23 protein-coding genes are annotated in these 21718 nt (G+C 57.6%); 19 read left to right on the top strand and 4 right to left on the bottom strand.

Annotation, left to right across the window (positions count from 1 at the left end):
• The first annotated feature begins 9 nt into the window (after positions 1-9).
• From ACFP6B_RS08500 to ACFP6B_RS08410, 19 genes are all read left to right on the top strand, one after another.
• Positions 10-1383, top strand: a complete 1374-nt coding sequence (locus ACFP6B_RS08500) for a VG15 protein (RefSeq protein ID WP_377129204.1) — start codon at positions 10-12, stop codon at positions 1381-1383.
• 133 nt (positions 1384-1516) lie between these two features.
• A complete protein-coding gene (locus ACFP6B_RS08495; protein WP_377129202.1) occupies positions 1517-1996 on the top strand; it encodes a capsid assembly scaffolding protein Gp46 family protein in 480 nt (159 codons plus the stop codon).
• Between the two features lie 119 nt (positions 1997-2115).
• A complete protein-coding gene (locus tag ACFP6B_RS08490; protein WP_377129200.1) occupies positions 2116-3045 on the top strand; it encodes a phage major capsid protein in 930 nt (309 codons plus the stop codon).
• 99 nt (positions 3046-3144) lie between these two features.
• The gene (locus ACFP6B_RS08485; RefSeq protein WP_377129198.1) at positions 3145-3603 is read left to right on the top strand and encodes a Gp19/Gp15/Gp42 family protein; all 459 of its coding nucleotides are present in this window, start codon (positions 3145-3147) and stop codon (positions 3601-3603) included.
• A 2-nt stretch (positions 3604-3605) separates the two neighbouring features.
• Entirely contained in the window at positions 3606-3947 is a 342-nt protein-coding gene (locus ACFP6B_RS08480; RefSeq protein ID WP_377129196.1) for a hypothetical protein, read from the top strand.
• Positions 3931-4233 (top strand): DUF5403 family protein, encoded by a 303-nt coding sequence (locus tag ACFP6B_RS08475; RefSeq protein WP_377129194.1) that lies wholly within the window; start codon positions 3931-3933, stop codon positions 4231-4233. The genes ACFP6B_RS08480 and ACFP6B_RS08475 overlap by 17 nt, the downstream gene beginning before the upstream one ends.
• Complete coding sequence (locus tag ACFP6B_RS08470) at positions 4233-4625, top strand: hypothetical protein (protein ID WP_377129192.1); 393 nt, start codon at positions 4233-4235, stop codon at positions 4623-4625. Before ACFP6B_RS08475 ends, ACFP6B_RS08470 begins: the two co-directional genes overlap by 1 nt.
• Positions 4626-4676: 51 nt before the next feature.
• Positions 4677-5276 (top strand): phage tail tube protein, encoded by a 600-nt coding sequence (locus ACFP6B_RS08465; protein ID WP_377129190.1) that lies wholly within the window; start codon positions 4677-4679, stop codon positions 5274-5276.
• A gap of 102 nt (positions 5277-5378) precedes the next feature.
• Entirely contained in the window at positions 5379-5765 is a 387-nt protein-coding gene (locus ACFP6B_RS08460; protein WP_377129188.1) for a hypothetical protein, read from the top strand.
• 110 nt (positions 5766-5875) lie between these two features.
• Entirely contained in the window at positions 5876-6127 is a 252-nt protein-coding gene (locus ACFP6B_RS08455; RefSeq protein WP_377129186.1) for a hypothetical protein, read from the top strand.
• 65 nt (positions 6128-6192) lie between these two features.
• Positions 6193-8886: a phage tail protein gene (locus ACFP6B_RS08450; RefSeq protein WP_377129184.1), complete on the top strand. Its 2694-nt coding sequence runs from the start codon at positions 6193-6195 to the stop codon at positions 8884-8886.
• Between the two features lie 769 nt (positions 8887-9655).
• Complete coding sequence (locus ACFP6B_RS08445) at positions 9656-11863, top strand: hypothetical protein (RefSeq protein ID WP_377129182.1); 2208 nt, start codon at positions 9656-9658, stop codon at positions 11861-11863.
• A 6-nt stretch (positions 11864-11869) separates the two neighbouring features.
• Entirely contained in the window at positions 11870-12121 is a 252-nt protein-coding gene (locus ACFP6B_RS08440; protein ID WP_377129180.1) for a hypothetical protein, read from the top strand.
• On the top strand, positions 12118-12492 hold the full coding sequence (locus ACFP6B_RS08435; protein ID WP_377129178.1) for a hypothetical protein: 375 nt from the start codon (positions 12118-12120) through the stop codon (positions 12490-12492). The genes ACFP6B_RS08440 and ACFP6B_RS08435 overlap by 4 nt, the downstream gene beginning before the upstream one ends.
• The gene (locus ACFP6B_RS08430) at positions 12485-13567 is read left to right on the top strand and encodes a phage tail protein (RefSeq protein ID WP_377129176.1); all 1083 of its coding nucleotides are present in this window, start codon (positions 12485-12487) and stop codon (positions 13565-13567) included. Before ACFP6B_RS08435 ends, ACFP6B_RS08430 begins: the two co-directional genes overlap by 8 nt.
• Positions 13564-14925, top strand: a complete 1362-nt coding sequence (locus ACFP6B_RS08425) for a hypothetical protein (protein ID WP_377129174.1) — start codon at positions 13564-13566, stop codon at positions 14923-14925. Before ACFP6B_RS08430 ends, ACFP6B_RS08425 begins: the two co-directional genes overlap by 4 nt.
• Entirely contained in the window at positions 14922-15437 is a 516-nt protein-coding gene (locus ACFP6B_RS08420) for a hypothetical protein (RefSeq protein ID WP_377129172.1), read from the top strand. Before ACFP6B_RS08425 ends, ACFP6B_RS08420 begins: the two co-directional genes overlap by 4 nt.
• Before the next feature lie 87 nt (positions 15438-15524).
• Positions 15525-16427 (top strand): N-acetylmuramoyl-L-alanine amidase, encoded by a 903-nt coding sequence (locus tag ACFP6B_RS08415; protein WP_377129170.1) that lies wholly within the window; start codon positions 15525-15527, stop codon positions 16425-16427.
• Positions 16428-16441: 14 nt separating this feature from the next.
• Positions 16442-16897 carry a hypothetical protein gene (locus ACFP6B_RS08410; protein WP_377129168.1) on the top strand — a complete coding sequence of 152 codons (456 nt, stop codon included), beginning with the start codon at positions 16442-16444 and terminating at the stop codon, positions 16895-16897.
• Positions 16898-17121: 224 nt separating this feature from the next.
• On the opposite strand, the gene nrdF is transcribed toward ACFP6B_RS08410, so the two are convergent.
• From nrdF to nrdI, 4 genes are all read right to left on the bottom strand, one after another.
• Positions 17122-18096, bottom strand: coding sequence for a class 1b ribonucleoside-diphosphate reductase subunit beta (nrdF, locus tag ACFP6B_RS08405; protein WP_185174646.1), 975 nt, complete (start codon positions 18094-18096; stop codon positions 17122-17124).
• 109 nt (positions 18097-18205) lie between these two features.
• The gene (locus ACFP6B_RS08400) at positions 18206-18643 is read right to left on the bottom strand and encodes a MarR family winged helix-turn-helix transcriptional regulator (protein ID WP_377129166.1); all 438 of its coding nucleotides are present in this window, start codon (positions 18641-18643) and stop codon (positions 18206-18208) included.
• 464 nt (positions 18644-19107) lie between these two features.
• On the bottom strand, positions 19108-21288 hold the full coding sequence (nrdE, locus tag ACFP6B_RS08395) for a class 1b ribonucleoside-diphosphate reductase subunit alpha (protein ID WP_377129164.1): 2181 nt from the start codon (positions 21286-21288) through the stop codon (positions 19108-19110).
• The gene (gene nrdI, locus ACFP6B_RS08390; protein ID WP_377129162.1) at positions 21252-21698 is read right to left on the bottom strand and encodes a class Ib ribonucleoside-diphosphate reductase assembly flavoprotein NrdI; all 447 of its coding nucleotides are present in this window, start codon (positions 21696-21698) and stop codon (positions 21252-21254) included. The genes nrdE and nrdI overlap by 37 nt, the downstream gene beginning before the upstream one ends.
• Between the last annotated feature and the right edge of the window lie 20 nt (positions 21699-21718).

The following is a 21718-nucleotide window of genomic DNA, read 5'->3' as shown; positions in this document are numbered from 1 at the left end:
GGGCGACGAATGCTTCTTGACATGTTTGCCGCCCTGCTGGGCTCTATTGTCCAGGCTTTCCGGCAGGAACTCACTCCTGCTCTCCGAGACCTTGATATGGCTGATTCTGAGAGGTTCGAGGAATCTGTCCCCATGCTTGCTGCTTTGGTGCGTAAGTACCGGCGTCAGGCGGCTGAGCTAGCCAACCAGTTGATGGCGGAGGAAGCTGCTAAGGTTGGCGGGCAAGCCTTGATCCCGCCGTTAGAGGGGTACGCTGACCAGGCTGTGCATGAGGTGCTGACCAACTCGCGAAGTATTGACCAGGCGAGTAGGTCTTTGGAGCGGCATGTTCGGACGGCTGCCCGCCGGCAAGTAGTCCGGGCGGTTCCTGCTCCGGATGTACCGTCTGCCTCTGAGACGAACCCATCTGCAGATGAGGTTAAGGTCGATGAGAATGGAAACTTCGTTGGTGAAGCCGGGGATGGATTTGAAGCCCTGCCAGCCAGTAAGCGTGAGAGGGAACAGCCTGCTGTCTATCCCATCGGTTGGGCTCGGGTTCTCACCGGCAAAGACAACTGCGCTTTTTGTATTGTGCTGGCCTCCCGTGGCCCGGTCTACTCATCCCAGCATCATGCAAGTTCTACCAGCAGCAAACGCTGGGATAAAGAAGGGCGGCAGTGGGCTAATTCCTACCACGACAACTGCGACTGTCTTGTGGTGCCTGTCTACGACTCTGAAAACTGGGCAGGAAAAGCTCAAGCAGACAAGCTCTATAAAATCTATGAGGAAGTTACTCGAGAGGCTGTAGCTGGTGGTAAAAATATCACCGAAGGCAACGATAAGCTCAAAGCTTTTTCTGACTATTTACGTGATCTCAAAAAGGACGGCAAAGAGCTAGAGTACCCCGCCTTGGATGAGCTTGATGAGATTCAGAGCGTATCCGATGAAACCAAGAAGCCGACTAAAACACCTGTGCTCAAATCAGTCATTCCGCCAGGTGAGAAGCTTGAGTCTCATGAAATTGAGTTCTTGAAGAGGTTCGAAGCCCATGGTCAAACGGCTCACTGGATTGCGAATGATACTGTTCTTCCCGGAGTTGGCCTTATACCAGCTAATGACTTCCACTGGGTGGAAAAAGGATACCAACCTACAGAACTTAAGTCATCAAAAAATCAATATGGCACGATTGCTAATCGAATTAGAAAGGCTGTGGGGGGTGCTAAAAAGCATGAGTTCAAGGTTGTAAAAGAAAATTTTGTTATTGATCTTGGGGAATACCACTTGACTCCGAAACTGTACAACCAGCTCAGAAATTACAACAAAAATAACCCTGAAAATACTATTAGGTCACTCTGGGTTATGCATGGAGATGGTAAGAAATTTGAAGAAGTTCCCCTGAGGTAAAGCAGGTGCCCCACCTCCGGCTGCTTCTAGGTCTCCTCATGTGAGACCGCCCTGTTATTTCAAGGTTGCAGAGGGTAGCACCTGCTCTACACCCAATATTAACAGCTGTAATTATCAACCGTAAGGATACGAGATGGAAAAGATGCCCTGGGAACGTGAAGGCGAAACCTTCGACGCCGAACGTGCTAAAACCCTACTGCTGAATCTTCGAGCAGAAAAGGAAAACTACCAGGCAAAGCTCGCGGCCAAGACCAGCGAACTTGAAACCCTCACCACTGAGCGCGATGAGCTCAAGACCCAGCTTGAAACCGCCCAAGCTACTACTAAGGAGCTGGAAGAGCAGGCCCAGCAGGCAGCAGGAGAACTCTCCGCCCTCAACCTGCTGCGAACCAAGGAGCAAGTCCTCGCCCGTAAGGGTCTGCCCACAGATCTTGCCGACCTGCTCACCGGGGAAGATGAAGAAGTACTCGAAGCGGCAGCAGACCGGCTGGCGAATCTGCGCGGGCCTAATTCCGGGCGGCCTGGCACCCCAATGCCACCTGACCCTGCTCAGCTTGGTGAACCTGCTACTGACCCTCGCGAGGAATACGCAGAAGCTCTCTTCGGCCACTAAACACACTTGTGCCCAGGCGGCACCCCACCATAACTAAATACTGAAACCACCCGCTACGCCTATCGAACGGCTAGCGGATTTTTTATACCCAAAAACCACTCTGAAAGGAGCAGCACACCATGGCTGCAACTACTCTTTCTTCCCTCGAATCAAGCGGAATCCTGCCTAAGCCTATGGCTCAGGAAATCATCAAGAAAGTCAACGAGGAATCCGTTGTCCAGAAGCTCGCAGGCACCATGCCCATGTCTATCACCGGTGCGTCCGTTGCGGTACAGACCGGCCAGGCACAGGCAGGTATCGTCGGTGAAGGCGAAGCCAAGCCCGTCACCAACGCAGGCGTAGCGGTCAAGAACATCAAGCCGATCAAGGCCGCTGCCATCGTCTACTGGTCCAAGGAAGCCCGCCTGGCTAACCCCCTGGGTTACCTGGACTTCCTCCAGGAACAGCTCACTGGTGCAATCACCCGCGCCTTCGACCTGGCCGTGCTGCATGGCAAGAACGCCATCAACGGCCAGACCATCTCCGGCGTTGAATACGTCAACCAGACCACCAACCGCGTTGAGCTGGGCACCGCGGCAAAGGACGCCGGCGGCCTAGCCACCGACCTACTGGCAGGCTATGACCTGGTCACCGGCAATGACAAGGACTTCGATTTCACCGGCTTCGCAGCTGACAAGTCCTTCCGCTCCAAGCTCCTGGGTGCAGTTGATGTTCAGGGCCGCCCGATTTACTCCAACCCCCTGAACTTCAAGGACGACCTGGGCACCGCCTTCGGCCTGCCCGTCGCCTACGGCAAGGCAGTCTCCGGCAAGATCGGCGCAGCAGAAGACACCAAGGTGCGCGCCTTCGGTGGCGACTTCACTAACAACCTCAAGTACGGTTTCGCTGAAAATATCACCTTCTCCCGCACCGATGTCGCGACCATCGTCGATAACGGCCAGACCGTCAATCTCTGGCAGAACAACATGGAAGCCTTCCTTGTCGAGGCTATCTTCGGCTGGGTCATCACCGACAAGGATGCCTTCGTCGCCTACGAAGACCAGGCATAACCATGATACCCAGATACCAGAACAAGGAAACCGGCACCATCATCACCACAGACCGTGAGCTGCCGGCTCCTTGGCACAAGCTGAAAGAGGTGAACTCCGATGGCGGTAGCGACAGCTCAGGACGTGGAGACCTCCCTGATGAGAAGCCTTCACGAAAGCGAAGCGCAGTACGTCGAAAAGCTGCTGAATAGGGCTGAGAACCTTATCAGGGTTCGCATCCCTAAGCTGGCTGACCTCTGCAGCGCGTCACCGGGCTTCATGGATCTGCTGACCCAGGTGGAGGCAGAAGCCGTAGCCCGCATTTTTCGCGCTGAAAACTCAGGGATTTACACCTCAGAGTCCGAGGACGGCTACTCCTATCGGCTCAACCTCAAGGTAGCCTCTGGCCTGCTCGATATCCTCCCCGAAGAATGGGCTAGGCTCATGGGAACCGGCGGTTTCCGGTCGGTGGCCCCGCAGTCTGATGGGTATGCTCGTGCCAGGTTGCGCGGGCAGCGCCCCGACTTGAACTTTCAGTTCGGTTGGCCCGGTAAAACCCTCCTAGCTGAGGAGTTCTAGCCATGAGTCTTATCCACCGCCCCCGGCATACCGTCACCGTCGTACTACGCCAGGAGCAAGACGACGGCGAAGGAGCCCTCGACTACATCGAAACAGGCCGTGTAGAGGTCCCCTGCAACGTCCACCCATCAACCACCACCGATGTAGAGAGCTTCGGCGTAAAACCCAACGACCTCTACACGGTGACCGCCCCGCCCGGCACCTGGCCAGGTGACCCGCTTTCCCTCATCATCTGGGAGGGCGAAACCTACACCCAGCGCGGGCGGGTCCTCAAGAGCCGAATGGGCCGGGCAACCCAGCATGACAAGGTCTATATGGAGCGAGGCAATGGCACAGGTATTTAAAAAAACCGGCGACGAGCTAGCCCGCCTCGTCTCAACCACCGAGGCCTTCGACGTGGAAGCAGATAAGGTTCATGCTCGAGTCCGGGCAGAGGCCGCTAAAATCAACGAAACCGGCGAATACCTTGACTCTATTGGCATTGATGCTTTCCCTGGACGCAAAGGCGTCATCGACCGCGTCATCTACTCCGATGATGATGGGGCGCTCGCTATCGAGTTCGGGCGTAAGACCAAAGACGGCGGGTTTGAGCCCGGGAAGCATGTCTTTGCGAAAGCGATGTGGGGCTAATGATTGTCACCAAGTATTTGGCGGCGCTTATCAAGGGCCTTGGGCTGGTGCCGGTCAGTACGGTGTCAGCCAATAAGGTGCCTGAGCGGTTCGTTTTCTACCAGGTTGTAGGAGCGAACCCCCTGCCCAGTCAGAGAGCTACGGCATCTGAGCGGGTGTCGGTGAATATCTCTGCTATTGCCCCGCGCCGGGCAGAGGCAGAAGCCGACCTGCAGCAGGTTCTGCAGGCTCTCACTGACTCATACGAGATTGACGTGCCTCATGCTGGGGCCTCGCCGTCCTATCTGGAGGTGACGGCCTTGCCGGTTCTCTTGCCGGCGGTTTCTGCAGCCGATTTGAGCAAGCAGGCCTATCAGTACACGATGACCGCGACTCTCATCTTTCAAACCTAACAACTCTTGCCCCGCTACCTGGCGGGGTTCTTCTCTTAAGGAGGGAAAACTATGGCTCGTGAAGCTAACTACGATGCCGACAAGCTGGTGGTTCCTGGCCACGGCACCGTGCTTGTCTCAGTCAACGAAAAGGCCGACCCCTTTGACATCGGGTCCTTCGTGCTGGGCGACGATACCTCGTATCCCAAAGATCAGTGGATGCCTTTCGCCCTGACTTCGAAGGAAAACACCTTTGCCTTCACCAAGGACGGCGGCGATGAAACCGTTCTCGACGTCTGGGAGTTCGACGCTATGGACTCTTCCACCGAATCAGCCACCAACGGTTTCACCGTCAACGCCGCTTCCATGCAGAAATCAGTATGGGACCTAGCCTACGGCGGCGGCAAGTACGACGAAGAACTCAAGGGCTACGCAGAACTTGAGACCGTGCCTGTAGAGAAGTCCGTCATGGTCATCTTCGCCCATGGCGGTAAGCGCGCAGGTGCTTACATGCGCAAGGTCAAGATTACGGCCGGTGACGCTCCCGAGATCTCGCCAGATAACTTCTTCGAGACCCAGCTCAAGGGCACCATCCTCACCCCCGATGTCATGACCTGGGGTAAGCGATTCTGGTTCGATGCTCGCCCCTACAAGGCAGCAGTCGGCGGCTAACCCCCGCACACGCCCCTGCCCCGAGCTATGTGAGCCCAGCTCGGGGCAGGCCACCACCCACCGGGCTCACCCACCATCATTTCCAATTGAAAGGGCTCACCCATGACCACCAAACCCCAGGACCACAAGGCACCCAAGGCAGAAATCAACGCCGCCAAGCAGCTCAAATTCAGCGAAGTAGAAGGCTCAGAACTGCTCATCCCCTTCAGCAAGCTCAAGGCTTCCGACGCCATGCGCCTCACCGGTCGCCTGCTCAAGACCCTCGGCGATGAAGTCCTCGACAACAACGGGAACCTCGACACCAGCAACCTGCGTGCAGCAGTCTCAGCCCTCGACTGGGACCAGGCAGCAGACTTCATCGACTACATCGGCGACCGCTACGTCATTGACCCCGCGGGGTGGCAGAAGTTCAACCGCTTCGACAACATGAACGCCGTGCTCGACCTTGTCTTCTCATACGCCGGTGAGATGGGAAAAGACGAGAGTTAGAAGAATTCTTCGACGCTAACACTGAGGCTGTCGCTGACTTCCTGGCTCTCTACCATTACTCACCCTTCGACCTCATCTGGGCTGATGATTTGAGGCCGCTCGAAGCTCTCATGGAGCGTCTGGCGCAGGACCCTCGGTCACGGTGGAGAGCCACAGCCAGCGGTGACGAAACCTGGTGGGAATACGACGAAACGAACCGCCGCTTGGACGATGTCATTGACATGCTCCGAGTGCTCAACCACACGGTCGCCCAGGTCAATTCCCCCAAGAAGGTTCGAGAGCCACAACTGGTACCAAGGCCAGGGAGCACCCCAAAGGCTAGCCAGCCGCTCTCCCTCGACGACGTCCCCAACTTCTTCTAACCAACACCAAGAACTTCCGCCCCGCCCTCGAAAAGCACCTAGAACGCCTAGAGCGCCAGGTCATCATGAAAATCAGGGCAACCGTAGACGCGGACTACCTCCTAGCCCAGGCACAGAAGGCCGCCAAAGCCGCACAGTCAGCACTAGGCACTCTCGATGTCCGAGCAACCGTAGAAGCACAAACCGCCCGCGCTAAAACCCAAATCGCTGCCCTTGAACGTGGCCGTGACATCGACGTAAACGTGGACCTCGACTCCGCCGCTGCTGCAACCCGCATCGCGGTACTGACCCGCACCCGACGAGTCTCCATCGCCCCGGTCATCAACAAGGCTGCGCTCGCTGCCGCTGCTGCTTCACTTGCTGCTCTCAAAGCGGCAGGTGCGGCTTCTGCTATTTCATCTGTTGGCGCTCTTGCCGTTGCCGCGGTGGGGCAGGTGCTGGCTTTTGGGTCGGCTCTAGCCTCTATCGCGCCGGTGGCTCTGGCGCTTCCTGGTTTGCTGGCCGGGGCAGGCGTAGGCGTCGGCGTCCTTGTCGCTGTCCTCAAAGACCTGCCAGAAGTTCTAGGTGACCTGGGGCCACAGTTCTCAGCCCTGCAAGACTCCATGTCCTCAGCCTTCTGGGACAGGGCTGCTGGCCCTATCCGTGAGATGGTGGGCACCGTCCTACCCGCGCTTTCTGGTGCTCTCACAGAGGTTGCCGGGCAGTTTGGTGGCTGGGCTGTAGCCATCTCAAGCGCACTGTCTGATTCACGCTCTATTGCGGTGATGACAGGCTTCCTGGAGAACATGCGCGACGCGGTAGACCTGGCCGGTGACGGTGTCGGCGCATTCGTCGCCGGTCTCATCAACCTGGCCGGGGTCGGCTCAGCCTACATGGGCCCCCTTGCCTCAGCCTTCAACGGCATGGCCTACAGCTTCGAGGCATGGACACAGCGAGTCACCGCTAGCGGTGAAATCTTCCGCTGGGTAGAGGGAGCCTTGCAGAGCCTTCGCCTGCTTGGCTCCATCATCGGGTCAATCACCGGCATCATCGTAGGGCTTGCCACTGCTGCATCTAATGCTTCTGGCGGTGGGCTCGGGGCTATGGCCGCCGCCCTTGCAGCTATCAACACTGCGGTAAACGGGCCGGCCTTCCAGGGCGCGCTTACCACCGTTTTCCAGGGAGCATTCACCGCGGTATCAGCGCTGTCCCCAGCACTGTCAGCGCTTGGGTCGGCCTTTATCGCGCTGGCCCCAATCATCGCCCAGACCATGGGGACGCTAGGAACCCTGCTCGGCTCCGTCCTCGGCGCTGCCATCACCGCACTGGTACCGGTCGTACAAACCCTACTATCAGCTCTCTTGCCAGTTGTCGAGCTACTTGGCGGCATACTGGTGCAAGCAATCGGCCTCATCGCGCCTTTGCTTCAGCAGATTGCCCCGGTCATTGCATCAGTGGCAGCAACCCTGGCATCAGTACTGCTGACCGCGATAGCCCAGCTGCTACCTCCCATCATGCAGCTGGCCACCGCTCTACTACCCCCGCTGATGGCGCTCTTTGCCGCCCTGGTACCGGTCATTGCGGCGCTCGCCTCAGCAATCATCCCGGTAGTAGCCGCCCTAATATCAGGGCTAGTGCCGCCGCTTACCCAGCTACTCGGTGCAATCCTGCCACCGCTCATTTCCATCTTCCAGATGGTCGCCGCCGCTATCCAAGCGCTGGCCCCCATCTTGATGCAAATCGCACAAGCAATCCTGGGAATCCTCATACCGGCATTCCAAATCATCCAGCCGGTAGTCCAGACCATCTTCTCGGTCCTCGTCACCCTCATTCAGGCAGCACTCGATATCATCATCGGGGTCTTCAACGTCTTCGCAGGGCTACTGACAGGGAACTGGTCGCAGGTCTGGGAAGGCATCAAGCAGATTGCCTCCGGAGTCTGGGACGCCATCAAGGGCATCATCTCCGGCGCCCTACAGATCCTGGTCTCTCTCATACAGGCTGGGATGACTGCCGCCCAAGCTATCTGGTCAGCCATCTGGAACGCCATATCCAGCCTACTTTCCAGCATCTGGGCAACTATCACCTCAGCGATCCAAACAGCCATCAGCGTGGTTCAAAGCATCATCAGCTCAGCGCTCGCTACGATTCAGGCTATCTGGTCGGCGGGATGGGAAGCTGTGCGCAGCTTTGTCTCGACCGCTTGGGAGAACATCAAGTCTGCTGTCTCATCCGGTATTGAGAGCGCAGTATCACTGGTGCGGGAGATGCCCGGAAAGATCAAGAACGCCCTGGGAAACTTGGGTGGGCTCTTGCTCGAATCAGGTAAGGCCCTACTGCGTGGTTTCATCGACGGTATTAAGTCTATGGCCGGTGCTGCTGCGGACGCCGCTAAGGGCGTGGTGCAGAAGGTTCGTGATTTCTTCCCCTTCTCCCCTGCAAAGGTTGGTCCTTTCTCTGGGCGTGGGTATACGACCTACTCAGGTAAGGCACTGACCGGTGACTTCGCTCAGGCTATCGCCGGAAACGTTTCGACTGTCGAATCTGCTACGCAAAAGATGATGAATGCTGCTGCTACCAGTGTTGCAGCGACACCCCAGTTTATGACGGGGCCGGCGACTGCCCCAACACCGTCGGTAGCACAGGGTATATCTTCGCCAGAGGCATCATCTGCTGCAGAGCTAGCTGATGCTATTCGGACAGCACTAGACGACCTATGGCGTCCAGCCGGCGACCGAGAGGTTCTTATGCTCATCCGTCGAGCAGAAAGGTTGCGCTAATGCGTGGAAAAGACTATATCGGAACCCTAGCAAACATGATTCCTGTTGGTTGGCATTCGTCTTTTGATGAAGCTGACAGCGACGAGGTGTACGTCTTCCAGCGTTCACCTCGTCGCAAGTGGGCTTTCCGAGCTCATGCTGCTTCAAAACGCGAGTGGACAGTAGGGGTCTCTGCTAGGAATGAGGATCTTGCGGTGCTTCGAGGATTCTTACGTGGAGCCTACGGGCCGGGGCCATTTTGGTATGTACCAGACGTAGCCTCATTTACCAACGTGCTGACGCCCGAGCAGAGTGATTTGGCTGGCATAGCGAACACTTCCACGCAGGCAGTGGGCGGGTTCGCCCCTAAAGCGATTACTGGTCCGGCCTCCGTAACCCTTGCTTCGGGTGTGCCTGTGATACCGGGTAAACATGTGACGGTATCAATTGATACTTCAGGCTCAGCTGTACTCACCGTACGATTCAGGACCTCCTCTGGCTCGGCTGCACCTTCGCCATCACCAGTGGAAGCCAAAGGCGATCTAATGCAGCGGCTGAGCTGGACTGGCATCGCCCCTGCAACTGCTCGCCAGGTTGAGGTGAGCGTAAGTGGCCATATTGTTGCAACACGCCCTCAGGTGACGTGGACGCCGTATACAGTGCCATGGCTTGACGGGGGCGGGTGCTCTTCAGCAGTGGTGGCTGAGGCACCTCGCTCGATGAAGAACCATGACCGTGGCACGCATAACTCTCTATTTGAGGTAACTGCCAAGATTGTGGAGGTAGGCTAATGCTCCCAGGAAACTACAACCCCGGCCCCATCATCGAGGCCACCCTCCGCATCTACGTAAACGGGGTTGAGCGGCCCCACCTTTCTGCAACCTACGGAATCGACTCCACCGCAGGGCTACCCGACGCCTTCATCCAAGGAGGCACCGGCATCACCTCAAGAACCGGGACTGTCACATGGGCCCCAGATAGCGTCGTAGAAGCCAACCCCTTCCAGCCCGTCGGTGAAACCCGATGGACACCCCACCGCGGGGACGCCATCGTCATCGAATCAACCGTTGACGGAGCCACCTACCGGGAATTCACAGGCTACATCGGGGAAACCACCTACAACCTCACCCGCAACACAGCAACCAGTAAGATTACCGACGGCCTCGGCGATTTCCTTTCCCAAAAAGTCACCATCAACCACCAAGGCAGCATCCAAGGAATCTTCCCCGCCTGGCAAGCATACCGGGCACTCACAGCCGCCGGCCTCGGCGTCCTACCTCCCGTCAGCGCCTCCACTGTCTTGCACGCAAACCATCAGGTCTACACCGGTATCGCAGAAGTAGGCTCAACCACCGGGCGTTTTATGCAAGGCGACTCCTACGGGCTACACACCATGAACCTAACCCACAGCCCTTCCATATCCACCATAACCGGCGACGTTTTCGCCATCACTCGCTGCGCCAAGGACTTCGACACCACATTCCGCCTCAAAATCGACGGAACCTGGTACCACCTAACCTTCTCCCGCGCAGCAAACGAATACCGCCTCAGCAAGGGCGGAGAAAGAATACTCACCGCCCCTAGAGACCTCGCAGACACAGACCCTCTACCCATCATGGCCCTCACGATTGGAACCGGACACATTAGACTCTGGACCTCTCGGAAGACCAGCGTAAAAATTGAAATCCAGAACTCACGAACAGCCTTCGCCAGCTGCGAGACCGTCAACACCCCAGGGATCTCTGTAAGATACCTCAGCGACCTGGCTATGCAGCAGCAGACCATCGAGCGTCTCCACCACTCACCGGCAGCCCACCACCTCATCGTTTCTCGTGAAGACCAACAGAAGCAAAAAGGCGTGCGCGGTTTTGAGGCGGTTGAAGCAAGAACCGTGCTGCAAAGCTTTTGCGAAGCGACCATGAGCGCCCTGGCCATGGATGAATACGGTGTACCGCGGTTGTGGGCACGTGAGGTATTCCTCGCAAACCCCACTACACAGAGCATCAAGGTATCAGAACGGGTCTTTGCAGGGTCATTCACCACCGGCAGAGATAAAACATACGGGCGCGTGGAGGTATCATACCAAGATTCCTACATCACCTCCCAGGGGTACGCTAACACCCAGGGAACTTTGGCCTACCAGCCTGATAACCGACTCGAAATCACACTGGGGGAAGAGCTACAAAGCATTATCACCGTCCCGGCTGAGCAGGATTGGCATGGCGTTGACCTTAATATGAGGCCGGTCATGGATGCCAGTGACGGGGAGGATAACCGAGCCGCATTCAACCGCCCCGTCGGATCATGGTGGGGCATCTGCTTTGAAGACCCGCAGTATGATGGTGAGATGCGCTGGACCGGAGCAGGATTCGAAGATATCTCCGGGAAGATTGAGCAAATCGGCCAGCGAGCGTACAAACTCACGCACCTGGTCACCGGTGGCCAGCCGCACTGGAAGTACTATCTCACCTCCCCCACCTTGGGAGTGGATATCATACGAGCTGGCAACCGCGGCGTCCCTCTGCCCATAATTCGTTGTGACTTCATCACTACCTGGGTGGAGTCTCTGGTGCAGTCAGTGGGGTACGGCGGGTCTGCCCTAACCTTCTCTCACGATGCATCTTGGTGGCTCACTAAAGCAGAAGCCCAGCTCCTTGCTAGAACGCTAGCTGAGGAGATGCGAACTGAGCGCGTTACCTTCGATATGCTCCCTATCCTCTGGGACCCTCGCATCCAGCTCTTTGACAAGCTCACCATCACCGGACAAGACCACGATGGGAACGACACTTGGGAAGTAGAAGCCCTGGTCACAGGCAAAGACATCGAATGGGATGGGAGCGTTCCGAGCATGAAGATCAACGTTGCTGCGCTAGAGCTTACTGACTTGCGCTCCGGTAAGTCGTATCGGACCCTCGGTTCTGCTTACTCGGCCTACCGTGATGTCCCCTCTACCAAAACCTATGGGCAGGTCTACGATGCGCTGCCTGGGAAGGCATAAGAAAATATGGCAACATCCACCCCCAACTATGGTTGGCCGGTCCCTCAATCACCTGACCCGGCCCAGATTCCCAAGGATATGCTGAACCTTGCTATCCCTATCGACGCTATCGTCAAGGAGCTCTCTGACCGACTCGAGGCGCGCGAGAATGTCTTTATCACTCACGAAGGTGAAGGAGCCTACACGGTAGCCAATGGACTGGGTGAGGCTGTACCTGTGGAGTCTGACGGTGACGGTGCATGGCAGGTGCTTCTATGACGCTCATAACCGGCACCTTCTACCTTCCCTACGGGCCTGGCGGGTCTTCTGCTGCAACTGGCACCGTGACATTTACTCAAAGCGTCCTTTCATATCGACAGGGCGCTATTTTTCTACCCACCTCTATCGTCTCTCCTATCACTGATGGGCAGATGGAACCGGTAGAACTATCCCCTGGGCTCTGGAAAGCCTGCATTACCTCTGAGCATCGGACTTTTACCCTTCCTACTGTTGCTGTGGAAGGTGAGCAGGTGCACCTTACAGCGGATGCAGCGGCCGGGGATGGCACCTACTTTTTGACTCTAGAGAAAGACCAAGCTATCGCTCACATGGGCGATGGCTCCTACGAGATTGGACCGAAGAATGGCTAATACTATCAAGGGCCTACTGCCGTCGGGCAAGGCACCTTCCGTGCTCAAGGCTGAAATCATCGAGCTCATCAAGACCGAAGCACCAGCCCCCGACCTTTCTCCCTACGCTACCAAGGAAGAGCTAGCGAAAAAGACCGTCGGCATCCCGATTTTTCCTACCCTGGCCGAAGCCCAAGCCTGGGAGGCAAAGAATCCGGGCAAGACCGCGATGACCACTGAGCCTCAGACACCCGATACCGCACCCCCTAGTGCTGGCACATTGACGGTGACCCCGTCGAATACTTCGGCTATGCTGACCGTCACCGGGGCCCGCGATGACCGCGCCGTCGCTGGGTATTCTTTCCGCGTTGGGTCTGGCACCTGGTCGCCCTGGCAGGCTTCTGCCAGCTACACAGCCACCGGTTTGAGCCCCACCACTGGCTACACTTTTACCCACCGGGTCAAGGACGCGGCGGAGAATATTACCGTCGGCTCCCCCGTGCAGGCCACTACCACTGCGACCCCGGCCCTAAAACCTGGTGATATTTTCACCTCTGATACTTTCACTGGTACCGGCTCGCTGGTGGGTCAGATGACCTCCGCGGCACTGGGTGGAACCCCCGTTATGTGGGAGGGCGCAGCCGGCATGACCGTGGAGGGTGGCAAGGCTGTGGCTGGGGCTTCGGCGGCGGGTAAGGCCACGCTTGCGGCTGGGCTGGCTGATGTGAAGCTGGAGTTCACCCTAGTGGCACGGCCCACTAGCGGGGAGCTTGGTATCACCTTGCGCGATGCGCTAAATGTAAATCGAAATATCCGTATAGGCATCGGCCCTAGCCTCCTTCGCGTCCAGAGGTATGACCCAACCGGGTCCACTGTGATTCCCGGCGCCCAGACGGTACTCGGCCCGGCCTCAGATGGCACTAAAATTACGGTCATCCTCAAGGGAGAAAAAGTCACCGTTACAGGCCAGGGCAATGTGAACCCCTACACCATCGATGTGACGGACTCCGTCGTCCTTGGCCCCGGGGCTATCACGATTTCTGCGCCTGCTGGTAGCGGCGCCGCAATCGATGATCTGGTGGTGACCGCCCAATGACCGAACTTTTCACTACCGGCGGGGTGAGCCTAAGAGTGTGGGACACCACCGGGCGTATGGTTTTCGGGCCGCCTACCACCGGCCCAGAACCTTCTGCCCCTGTCGAGCCGGTGGAGCTGGCTCGCCGCGTCATTGCCGGTGATACGTGGTACACCGGGCGTGTTACTACCGGGCGTACCGGGGCTAAAACCTACTTCTCTGAGCACTCTATGTATGCTTCGGCTAGTGCTTTGCAGCTGACCTATGGAGGGCAGCTACCTGCCGGGGTCACCATGGAAGTGGCGGCCTCGGTGCAGCGGCAGGGCGGCCCGGCATCCCGGGCGGTGGCAACCTTCGCCGGGGCTACGACCGCCACCCTCACGGGCCCGGCCCAGCTGGTCACCGATGATATCCCTCTGACCGTATCTGAGGGGGAGCGAATCGAGATCCTCACCTACTATGGGTCGCGCTCAGATGGTGGGGCGCACCCCGGCGCACCCGGGGGCTGGTACGGGGCAGAAATCCTAGAAGGCAACCAGGTTGCCGCTGGTAGCCCGCGCATTGCCTCTTCCCGTGATTTTGACGGCGGGTCAGGATACCGCCCGGCCATGCCCAGCAAAATTACCGGCCTGACCGACCCGTCTACTATCTCCTGGCTGATAGCCGGTGACTCGATCACCGAATCAGGCTCACCTGATAGAACCCAGGTGGGGGCTTATCCTTCTATCACCAGCCAATACACCTATAGCTCTGCTGCCGCTAAGGGGGCAGGCATACCTTGGGTCAATATTGGCTACTGGGCTTCAAGATACCCGGCTAGGGGTAGGGCTGAGGCCCACTGGGCGGCTATCCCCTCCTTGGAGGGCTTCACCCATGTGACCACCGCTTGGGGGTACAACGACCTGAACATGGCGGCGGCGACCGGAGCCACTGAGGCTAAGGTCATGGCTGATGCTGTAGCCACCTGGGCGTGGATGAAGGAAGAAAATCCGGCTCTGAAAATCTGGCAGACGACGATTTCCCCGAATTCTACCTCTACGGATGGGTGGACGACCCTGGAGGGGCAGGCCCCGGTGGCTTCTGCTCCTTTGCGGCGGGCTTTTAATGCTTGGGTGAGGGATGGGGCTCCCCTTGTGGACGGCGCGCCTGTAGCCGCTGGTACCGCCGGTGCCATCCGGGCAGGGGAAGAAGGCCACCCCCTGGCTGGCTACATCGAGGTCGCGGACACTCTTATGAGTGCTCGGGACTCGGAGATTTTCCGGGTGGACCGTGGGGCTTTGACTGCTGATGGCGGCCACCCCAATACTGTGGGCCACTCTTTGATGCGCGCCCCGGTAGATGCCCTGGTCGCCACATGGAAGCAGGAGGTAGCAGGATGATGCTTGCTCAGGCTTCCTCCTCTGAGCCGCCGCTTATCCCCGATGGCCACTACCTGGATTTCTCTAGGACTGGCATCCCATGGGTGGACAGGGTACTGGACTTGGCGACCGTAGGCGTGCTGGTACTGGTGGTCATCTGCGCTGTGAGTTTCATTGCTTGGGTGCGATGGGTCAAGCCCGCACTGACCCAGCTGCAAGCCACAGCGGAGAAAGCCGCCAAAGGCGCAGAGAAAGCCGCCACGGATGCGGCAGTGACCCGTGAGCACGCCGAGAACTCCCATACAGATGCGCCGCACCCGAATCTTCGGGATAATATCGACGCGAATCAGGCAGAGAGTAGAGCCGCGTTTCAGGCGCTGATGCAGGCTTCTGACCAGCTGCGCGAAGCCCTCGCCCAGCAAGCTAAGGACATCGGTGGTATCCGCGCTGAGCTACGGGCTGACCGTGAGGCGCAGCGCGAGACGGCCAGGGCGCTTGCTGAGCATATCCGCGATACAAATAAGACCCCCTAGCCTGGGGGTCTTTTCTTTACTCAAAACCCCGCGCCCCTGGCCATGCACGGCTGGGGGCGCACCCCACTTCAAGAGAAAGGAGGCACTATGGCCACCACTTTCAAGCCCGACAGTTCGCTGGTCACCTCGACCGCGCTCTCGCCTAACCGCACCGTAACCAACGGCCGCTACGCCCGCCTCATCTGTATTCATACGATGGAGACCGACGAGCACGGAACAGTGGCTGAAGCTATCGGCGCAGGCTGGTTCCTCAACCCGTCCGCGCAGGCATCAGCCCACTACAACGTCGACAACAACAGCATCGTCCAGGGTGTGCCCGAAAAAGACATGGCCTGGACAGCACCAGGCACCAATGAGGACGGAATCCAGATTGAGCAGGCAGGCCGAGCGGCCCAGACCACCGCCGAATGGAACGATGCTTACAGCTCCGCCTTGCTGGAAAACACCGCCCGTTTGGTCGCTGATATCTGCCGCCGCAACAACATCCCGCCGGTGAAGATTACCGACGCGCAGCTTGCAGCAGGCGCAAAGGGAATCATTGACCACGCCCAGGTATCCCGCGTCTACCGGATGAGCGACCACTGGGACGTCGGCGGCGGTTTCCCCTGGGACACCTTCATGGCGAAAGTTCGGCACTACTACGGCGGTGGCGCACCCAGCGCACCCGCTGCTACTTCTACCCCTTCTACAGATTGGTTTGATATGGCCACCAAGGCAGACCTAGAAAACGCAATTTTCCACAGCCCCCGCTCCGAGTGGGGCGGACGCACCCTCACACAGATGCTGCAGGACAACAACCGAGATACTTACTCGACCCTGCGCATGACCCGGCACCTCTTCAACCTCTACCGCCTGGGCATTCCCGGCGTCATTACTGATGGCACTTTCGGGCATAAGATTCGCCAGATTTTCGGCTACGACGAAGCTACTCGCGCCCCGGCCCGAGTGAAAGAGTTTGAGACCGATAAGCGCGGACTCTTCCGCTGGTAAGAAAGGAACCAAACATGAACGTGCTTGATAGCTCCACCCGTCGTCGCTCCATCGGCTCCACTACCGCTTTTGCCACCGGCGGCACCACCGCCGGGTATGCCCTAGCAGTCCTGGCCTACGAGCTTTTCAACCTGCCCCTGTCAACCGAGGGCGTCCTTGCTCTAGCCCTGGTGCTCTCCCTGGCCGGTGCCGTGATTGGTGGCTGGGCTGCCCCGAGCAAGAAGGCAGAGACCGAAGCCTACCTAGGCTCGGTGCTGGCTATGGCTCGACAGGGAGACCACGGACGCCTAGGCACCGCCCAGCCCGGCCAGGCCGTTGAGGTCGAGCAGGTAGAACCTGCAACAGCAACTGAACAGGAACAGCCGGCTAAAGAGCCTGAACTGGCCGAAATCCCTGACGGGTATGAACTGGTCGACACCGCCGGGACTGAATACAGTAACCCGGCCTATGCCCTAGGTAAGCAGGCATAAAAATAGCCCCTCTCCACTCCCCTTATTCGGGGGTGTGGTGAGGGGCTATTTTTCCGCACTTGATTAGGCAATACATGGGAAAAAGGGGTTCAAAATTTCACTTTGAACCCCTTTTTGAACCCCTTTAGCTATTACAGCTCATGATTCCTCGTTGCCACGAGCTTGAAAAAACCCTTATTTTTCAAGGTTTTATGACCACTCGTGACCACCTATGACCTATATCGCTAAAAGTCCCAGTCCTCATCTTCCGTGTTTACGGCCTTGCCGATCACGTAGGAAGAGCCGGAGCCAGAGAAGAAGTCGTGGTTCTCGTCGGCATTGGGTGAGAGGGCCGAGAGAATCGCGGGCGACACGTTGGTGACGGAGGCAGGGAACATAGCCTCGTAGCCCAGGTTCATGAGTGCCTTGTTGGCGTTGTAGTGCAGGAACTTCTTGACGTCCTCGCTCAGACCAACACCGTCGTAGAGGGAGTGGGTGTAGGCCACTTCGTTCTCGTACAGTTCGTAGAGCAGGTCGAAGGTGTAGTCCTTGAGCTCTGCCTGGCGCTCAGCGGTCTCCTTTTCCAGGCCGCGCTGGTACTTGTAGCCGATGTAGTAGCCGTGAACAGCCTCATCGCGAATAATCAGGCGGATAAGGTCTGCGGTGTTGGTGAGCTTGGCACGTGAGGACCAGTACATGGGCAGGTAGAAGCCTGAGTAGAAGAGGAAGGATTCCAGCAGGGTTGAGGCGACCTTCTTCTTTAGGGGGTCATCGCCCTGGTAGTAGTCCATGACGATGCGGGCCTTCTTCTGCAGGTGCTCGTTCTCGGTGGACCAGCGGAAGACCTCGTCAATTTCCTTGGTGGAGGCCAGGGTGGAGAAGATCGATGAGTAGGACTTAGCGTGCACCGACTCCATGAAGGCGATGTTGGTGTACACGGCCTCTTCATGAGCGGTCACAGCATCGGGGAGCAGCGAGACAGCGCCAACAGTACCCTGGATGGTGTCGAGCAGGGTCAGGCCGGTGAAGACGCGCATGGTCAGCTGCTTCTCTTCTTCGGTCAGGGTCTTCCAGGACTGCACGTCGTTCGACAGCGGCACCTTCTCGGGTAGCCAGAAGTTAGCGGTCAGACGGTCCCAGACCTCAAGGTCTTTTTCGTCTTCGATGCGGTTCCAGTTGATGGCTTCAACGTGGTTGACCAGTTCGACCTTCTCACTCATGGTGATGGGTTCTCCTCATGTCGGGTTGGTGTGGTGCCTGGAATAGGCTTGGTTCTATTCTTTCACCGTTGGGCGGTTTTCGCACCAGCGGCTCGGTTTGCTTAATATCTCAGGGGCGGACGCCGTCGCCCGCTTCCTCTTGTAGGGCGGCTTGGCGTTCTGCTTTGGTTTCTCTGTCGACGAGGCGGCGCAGCAGCGGCAGGGCCGCAGCGAGCTGCACGGCCTCGTCCGCGGTGAGTATCTCGTCGGCGCGTTCTACTATCCAGCGGTCGCGTCGGCTGATGATGGAGTCGATGGTAGCGCTCCCCTGCTCTGTCAGATAGAGCTCCTTGCGGCGCTTATCGTGCAGATTCTTACCCGAGGCAATGTAGCCGCGGCGAAGCAGCGAGGCAACAATCTTGTTCATGGACTGCGGAGTCATACGCTGGAAGCGAGCCAGCTCGGCACAGGTCTGCCGTGGTCCAGCCTGGAGCTGGGCGAGCACGGTTTCTTCAGCAAACGAGAGGGGTGAGTGCGAGTCGGTCTCGTTCCTCAGTCGTCGATGCATTCTAAACACCGAGTAACGTAAGGTACCCGCTTGCTTATACGAAAAATTTTCCAAGGGCACCAGCTTAAAATAATCAGTTTAACTTATCAGTTATATTGTTAGAAGGTGGGCGAGCTATCGCCCGCCCACCCAATATTTAGAAACTACTTTGTTTTAGTTTCCTTAACTGTTGTCCTAGGATTCTTCTTTCCATAAGCTGCAGTTACATAACGGCCTGTAATCGCAGAACGATATGAACTTGAGATGGACTTTCTTGAGTTTGATGACCCTTTCTTGGGCATCTGCTTTCATCCTTTCGGTGATTAGCGACTCAGCTTGGGTCGCTAAAACATTCGGTTTCAGCTCCAAAAACCCGTTAGAATAGAACAACAATTTCGCAATTGTGCCTCAGTCTTGCTGAGTCTATTGGAGGAGTTCATGTTGCAGCATGGACTCCTCCAAATTCTTTTAAAACAATCTTCTACTTAGAGCATGCAGCTAACGCAGCCCTCAACCTCGGTACCCTCAAGGGCCATCTGACGAATACGTGAGTAGTAGATGGTCTTGATACCCTTACGCCAGGCGTAAATCTGGGCCTTGTTGACGTCGCGGGTGGTGGCGGTGTCCTTGAAGAAGAGGGTCAGCGACAGGCCCTGATCGACGTGCTGGGTAGCAACGGCGTAGGTGTCGATAATCTTCTCGTAGCCGATCTCGTAGGAGTCCTGGTAGTAGTCCAGGTTCTCGTTGTCCATGTAGGGAGCCGGGTAGTAGACACGACCCAGCTTGCCTTCCTTACGGATCTCAATCTTTGAGGCAATGGGGTGAATCGATGAGGTGGAGCCGTTGATGTAGGAGATAGAACCGGTGGGCGGAACAGCCTGCAGATTCTGGTTGTACATACCGTGCTCAGCAACCTCAGCGGCCAGCTGCTTCCAGTCCTCAGCGGTGGGCACAAAGTGGCCGGCAAAGAGCTCGCGGGCGCGCTCGGTCTCAAAGTCCCAGGTGCCGTTGATGTACTTCTCGAAGTACTCCCCCGAAGCGTACTTGGACTTCTCAAAGCCCACGAAGGTCTCCTTGCGTTCGCGGGCAATCTCCATGGAGGCGCGAATCGCGTGGTAGGTGACGGTGTAGAAGTAGATGTTGGTGAAGTCCAGGGCTTCTTCAGAGCCGTAGTAGACGTGCTCGCGGGCCAGGTAGCCGTGCAGGTTCATCTGACCCAGGCCAACGGCGTGGCTCATGGAGTTACCGCGCTCGATGGAGGGAACAGAGGTGATATCGGACTGGTCAGACACAGCGGTCAGGGCGCGAATAGCGGTGCCGACGGTCTGGCCCAGGTCGCCGCCGTCCATCGCCAGGGCGATGTTCAGGGAGCCCAGGTTGCAGGAGATGTCCTTACCGATGGTCTCGTAACCCAGGTCAGCGTTGTAGACGGAGGGCTCTGAAACCTGCAGAATTTCGGAGCAGAGGTTAGACATGATGATCTTGCCGTCAATGGGGTTGGCCTTGTTGACGGTGTCTTCGAACATGACGTAGGGGTAGCCCGACTCGAACTGAATCTCAGCCAGGGTCTGGAAGAACTCGCGGGCGTTAATCTTGGTCTTCTTGATGCGGGCATCGTCGACCATCTCGTAGTACTTCTCGGTGACGTTGATGTCTGAGAAGGGCACACCGTAGATACGCTCAACATCGTAGGGCGAGAAGAGGTACATGTCCTCGTTCTTCTTGGCCAGTTCGAAGGTGATATCGGGAATCACAACGCCCAGGGAGAGAGTCTTAATGCGAATCTTCTCGTCGGCATTCTCGCGCTTGGTGTCGAGGAAGGAGTAGATGTCGGGGTGGTGGGCGTGCAGGTAAACTGCGCCTGCACCCTGGCGGGCACCGAGCTGGTTGGCGTAGGAGAAGGAGTCCTCCAGCAGCTTCATCACGGGGATGACGCCTGAGGACTGGTTCTCGATCTTCTTGATGGGGGCGCCGGCTTCGCGCAGATTGGTCAGGGCGAAGGCTACGCCGCCGCCGCGCTTGGACAGCTGCAGGGCTGAGTTGATGGAACGACCGATGGACTCCATGTTGTCTTCGATACGCAGCAGGAAGCAGGAGACCAGCTCGCCGCGCTGCTTCTTACCGGCGTTGAGGAAGGTGGGGGTGGCAGGCTGGAAGCGGCCGGAGATGACCTCTTCAACAATCTTGGTTGCCAGAGCCTCGTCGCCTTCTGCCAGCAGCAGGGCAACCATGACCACGCGGTCCTCGAAGCGTTCCAGGTAGCGCTGGCCGTCGAAGGTCTTCAGCGCGTAGGAGGTGTAGAACTTGAAGGCGCCCAGGAAGGTGGGGAAGCGGAACTTCTTGGAGTAGGCCAGCTTGGAGAGGGACTTGACGAAGTCAAAGGAGTACTTCTCGAAAACCTCGGGCTCGTAGTACTGGTGCTTGACCAGGTAGTCAATCTTTTCTTCCAGGTCGTGGAAGAAGACAGTGTTGTTGTTGACGTGCTGCAGGAAGTACTGGCGGGCTGCCTGACGGTCTGCTTCGAACTGAATCTGGCCGTTCTCATCGTAGAGGTTCAGAAGGGCGTTCAGTTCGTGGTACCCCATGCCACGGTACTTCTCGGGGGTGCTCGGATCCTCGTGACCGGGTTCTACGCTGAGGCCGGGTACAGGGAGTTTTGAATCCAAAATTTTTCCAATCCTTCTTGAACGGTTTCTACATCTTCTTCGGTGCCCATGAGCTCAAATTTGTAGAGCACGGGCACGTGGCATTTGGCGGCTACTTTGTCTGCTGCTACGCAGAACAGTTCACCAAAGTTGGTGTTTCCCGCACCTATGACTCCTTGCAGGAGGTCCCGGTTGTGGGGGTTATTGAGGAACTTCACGGCCTGGGGCGGTATGGAGCCCGCTCCCCCGGGGCGTCCGTAGCTGGGGATGCACAGCACGTAGGGGCCGGGGGCCTGTGGAGGGTCTTCACTGGTCTTCAGCGGTAACCTTATGTTTTTTATTCCGGTCTTTTGTACGAACTTGTGGGTGTTCTCTGAGACCGAGGAAAAGTAGACGATGGTGGGCTGGCCGGTGGTTTCTATGGTGTCCATGGGGCTTGTGCCTGGATCTA

The sequence above is a fragment of the Rothia nasimurium genome, from assembly GCF_042660305.1.
GTDB classification, from domain to species: Bacteria; Actinomycetota; Actinomycetes; order Actinomycetales; family Micrococcaceae; genus Rothia; species Rothia nasimurium.
The sequence above is the reverse complement of the archived record's forward strand: the minus strand, read 5'-3'. Positions and strand labels throughout refer to the sequence as shown.

What these genes read in the sequence shown, in the direction of transcription:
- ACFP6B_RS08500 (WP_377129204.1), top strand. Translation starts at nt 10, where the DNA reads ATGCTTCTTGACATGTTTGCCGCCCTGCTGGGCTCTATTGTCCAGGCT.
- ACFP6B_RS08495 (WP_377129202.1), top strand. Translation starts at nt 1,517, where the DNA reads ATGGAAAAGATGCCCTGGGAACGTGAAGGCGAAACCTTCGACGCCGAA.
- ACFP6B_RS08490 (WP_377129200.1), top strand. Translation starts at nt 2,116, where the DNA reads ATGGCTGCAACTACTCTTTCTTCCCTCGAATCAAGCGGAATCCTGCCT.
- ACFP6B_RS08485 (WP_377129198.1), top strand. Translation starts at nt 3,145, where the DNA reads ATGGCGGTAGCGACAGCTCAGGACGTGGAGACCTCCCTGATGAGAAGC.
- ACFP6B_RS08480 (WP_377129196.1), top strand. Translation starts at nt 3,606, where the DNA reads ATGAGTCTTATCCACCGCCCCCGGCATACCGTCACCGTCGTACTACGC.
- ACFP6B_RS08475 (WP_377129194.1), top strand. Translation starts at nt 3,931, where the DNA reads ATGGCACAGGTATTTAAAAAAACCGGCGACGAGCTAGCCCGCCTCGTC.
- ACFP6B_RS08470 (WP_377129192.1), top strand. Translation starts at nt 4,233, where the DNA reads ATGATTGTCACCAAGTATTTGGCGGCGCTTATCAAGGGCCTTGGGCTG.
- ACFP6B_RS08465 (WP_377129190.1), top strand. Translation starts at nt 4,677, where the DNA reads ATGGCTCGTGAAGCTAACTACGATGCCGACAAGCTGGTGGTTCCTGGC.
- ACFP6B_RS08460 (WP_377129188.1), top strand. Translation starts at nt 5,379, where the DNA reads ATGACCACCAAACCCCAGGACCACAAGGCACCCAAGGCAGAAATCAAC.
- ACFP6B_RS08455 (WP_377129186.1), top strand. Translation starts at nt 5,876, where the DNA reads ATGGAGCGTCTGGCGCAGGACCCTCGGTCACGGTGGAGAGCCACAGCC.
- ACFP6B_RS08450 (WP_377129184.1), top strand. Translation starts at nt 6,193, where the DNA reads ATGAAAATCAGGGCAACCGTAGACGCGGACTACCTCCTAGCCCAGGCA.
- ACFP6B_RS08445 (WP_377129182.1), top strand. Translation starts at nt 9,656, where the DNA reads ATGCTCCCAGGAAACTACAACCCCGGCCCCATCATCGAGGCCACCCTC.
- ACFP6B_RS08440 (WP_377129180.1), top strand. Translation starts at nt 11,870, where the DNA reads ATGGCAACATCCACCCCCAACTATGGTTGGCCGGTCCCTCAATCACCT.
- ACFP6B_RS08435 (WP_377129178.1), top strand. Translation starts at nt 12,118, where the DNA reads ATGACGCTCATAACCGGCACCTTCTACCTTCCCTACGGGCCTGGCGGG.
- ACFP6B_RS08430 (WP_377129176.1), top strand. Translation starts at nt 12,485, where the DNA reads ATGGCTAATACTATCAAGGGCCTACTGCCGTCGGGCAAGGCACCTTCC.
- ACFP6B_RS08425 (WP_377129174.1), top strand. Translation starts at nt 13,564, where the DNA reads ATGACCGAACTTTTCACTACCGGCGGGGTGAGCCTAAGAGTGTGGGAC.
- ACFP6B_RS08420 (WP_377129172.1), top strand. Translation starts at nt 14,922, where the DNA reads ATGATGCTTGCTCAGGCTTCCTCCTCTGAGCCGCCGCTTATCCCCGAT.
- ACFP6B_RS08415 (WP_377129170.1), top strand. Translation starts at nt 15,525, where the DNA reads ATGGCCACCACTTTCAAGCCCGACAGTTCGCTGGTCACCTCGACCGCG.
- ACFP6B_RS08410 (WP_377129168.1), top strand. Translation starts at nt 16,442, where the DNA reads ATGAACGTGCTTGATAGCTCCACCCGTCGTCGCTCCATCGGCTCCACT.
- nrdF (WP_185174646.1), bottom strand. Translation starts at nt 18,096, where the DNA reads ATGAGTGAGAAGGTCGAACTGGTCAACCACGTTGAAGCCATCAACTGG.
- ACFP6B_RS08400 (WP_377129166.1), bottom strand. Translation starts at nt 18,643, where the DNA reads ATGCATCGACGACTGAGGAACGAGACCGACTCGCACTCACCCCTCTCG.
- nrdI (WP_377129162.1), bottom strand. Translation starts at nt 21,698, where the DNA reads ATGGACACCATAGAAACCACCGGCCAGCCCACCATCGTCTACTTTTCC.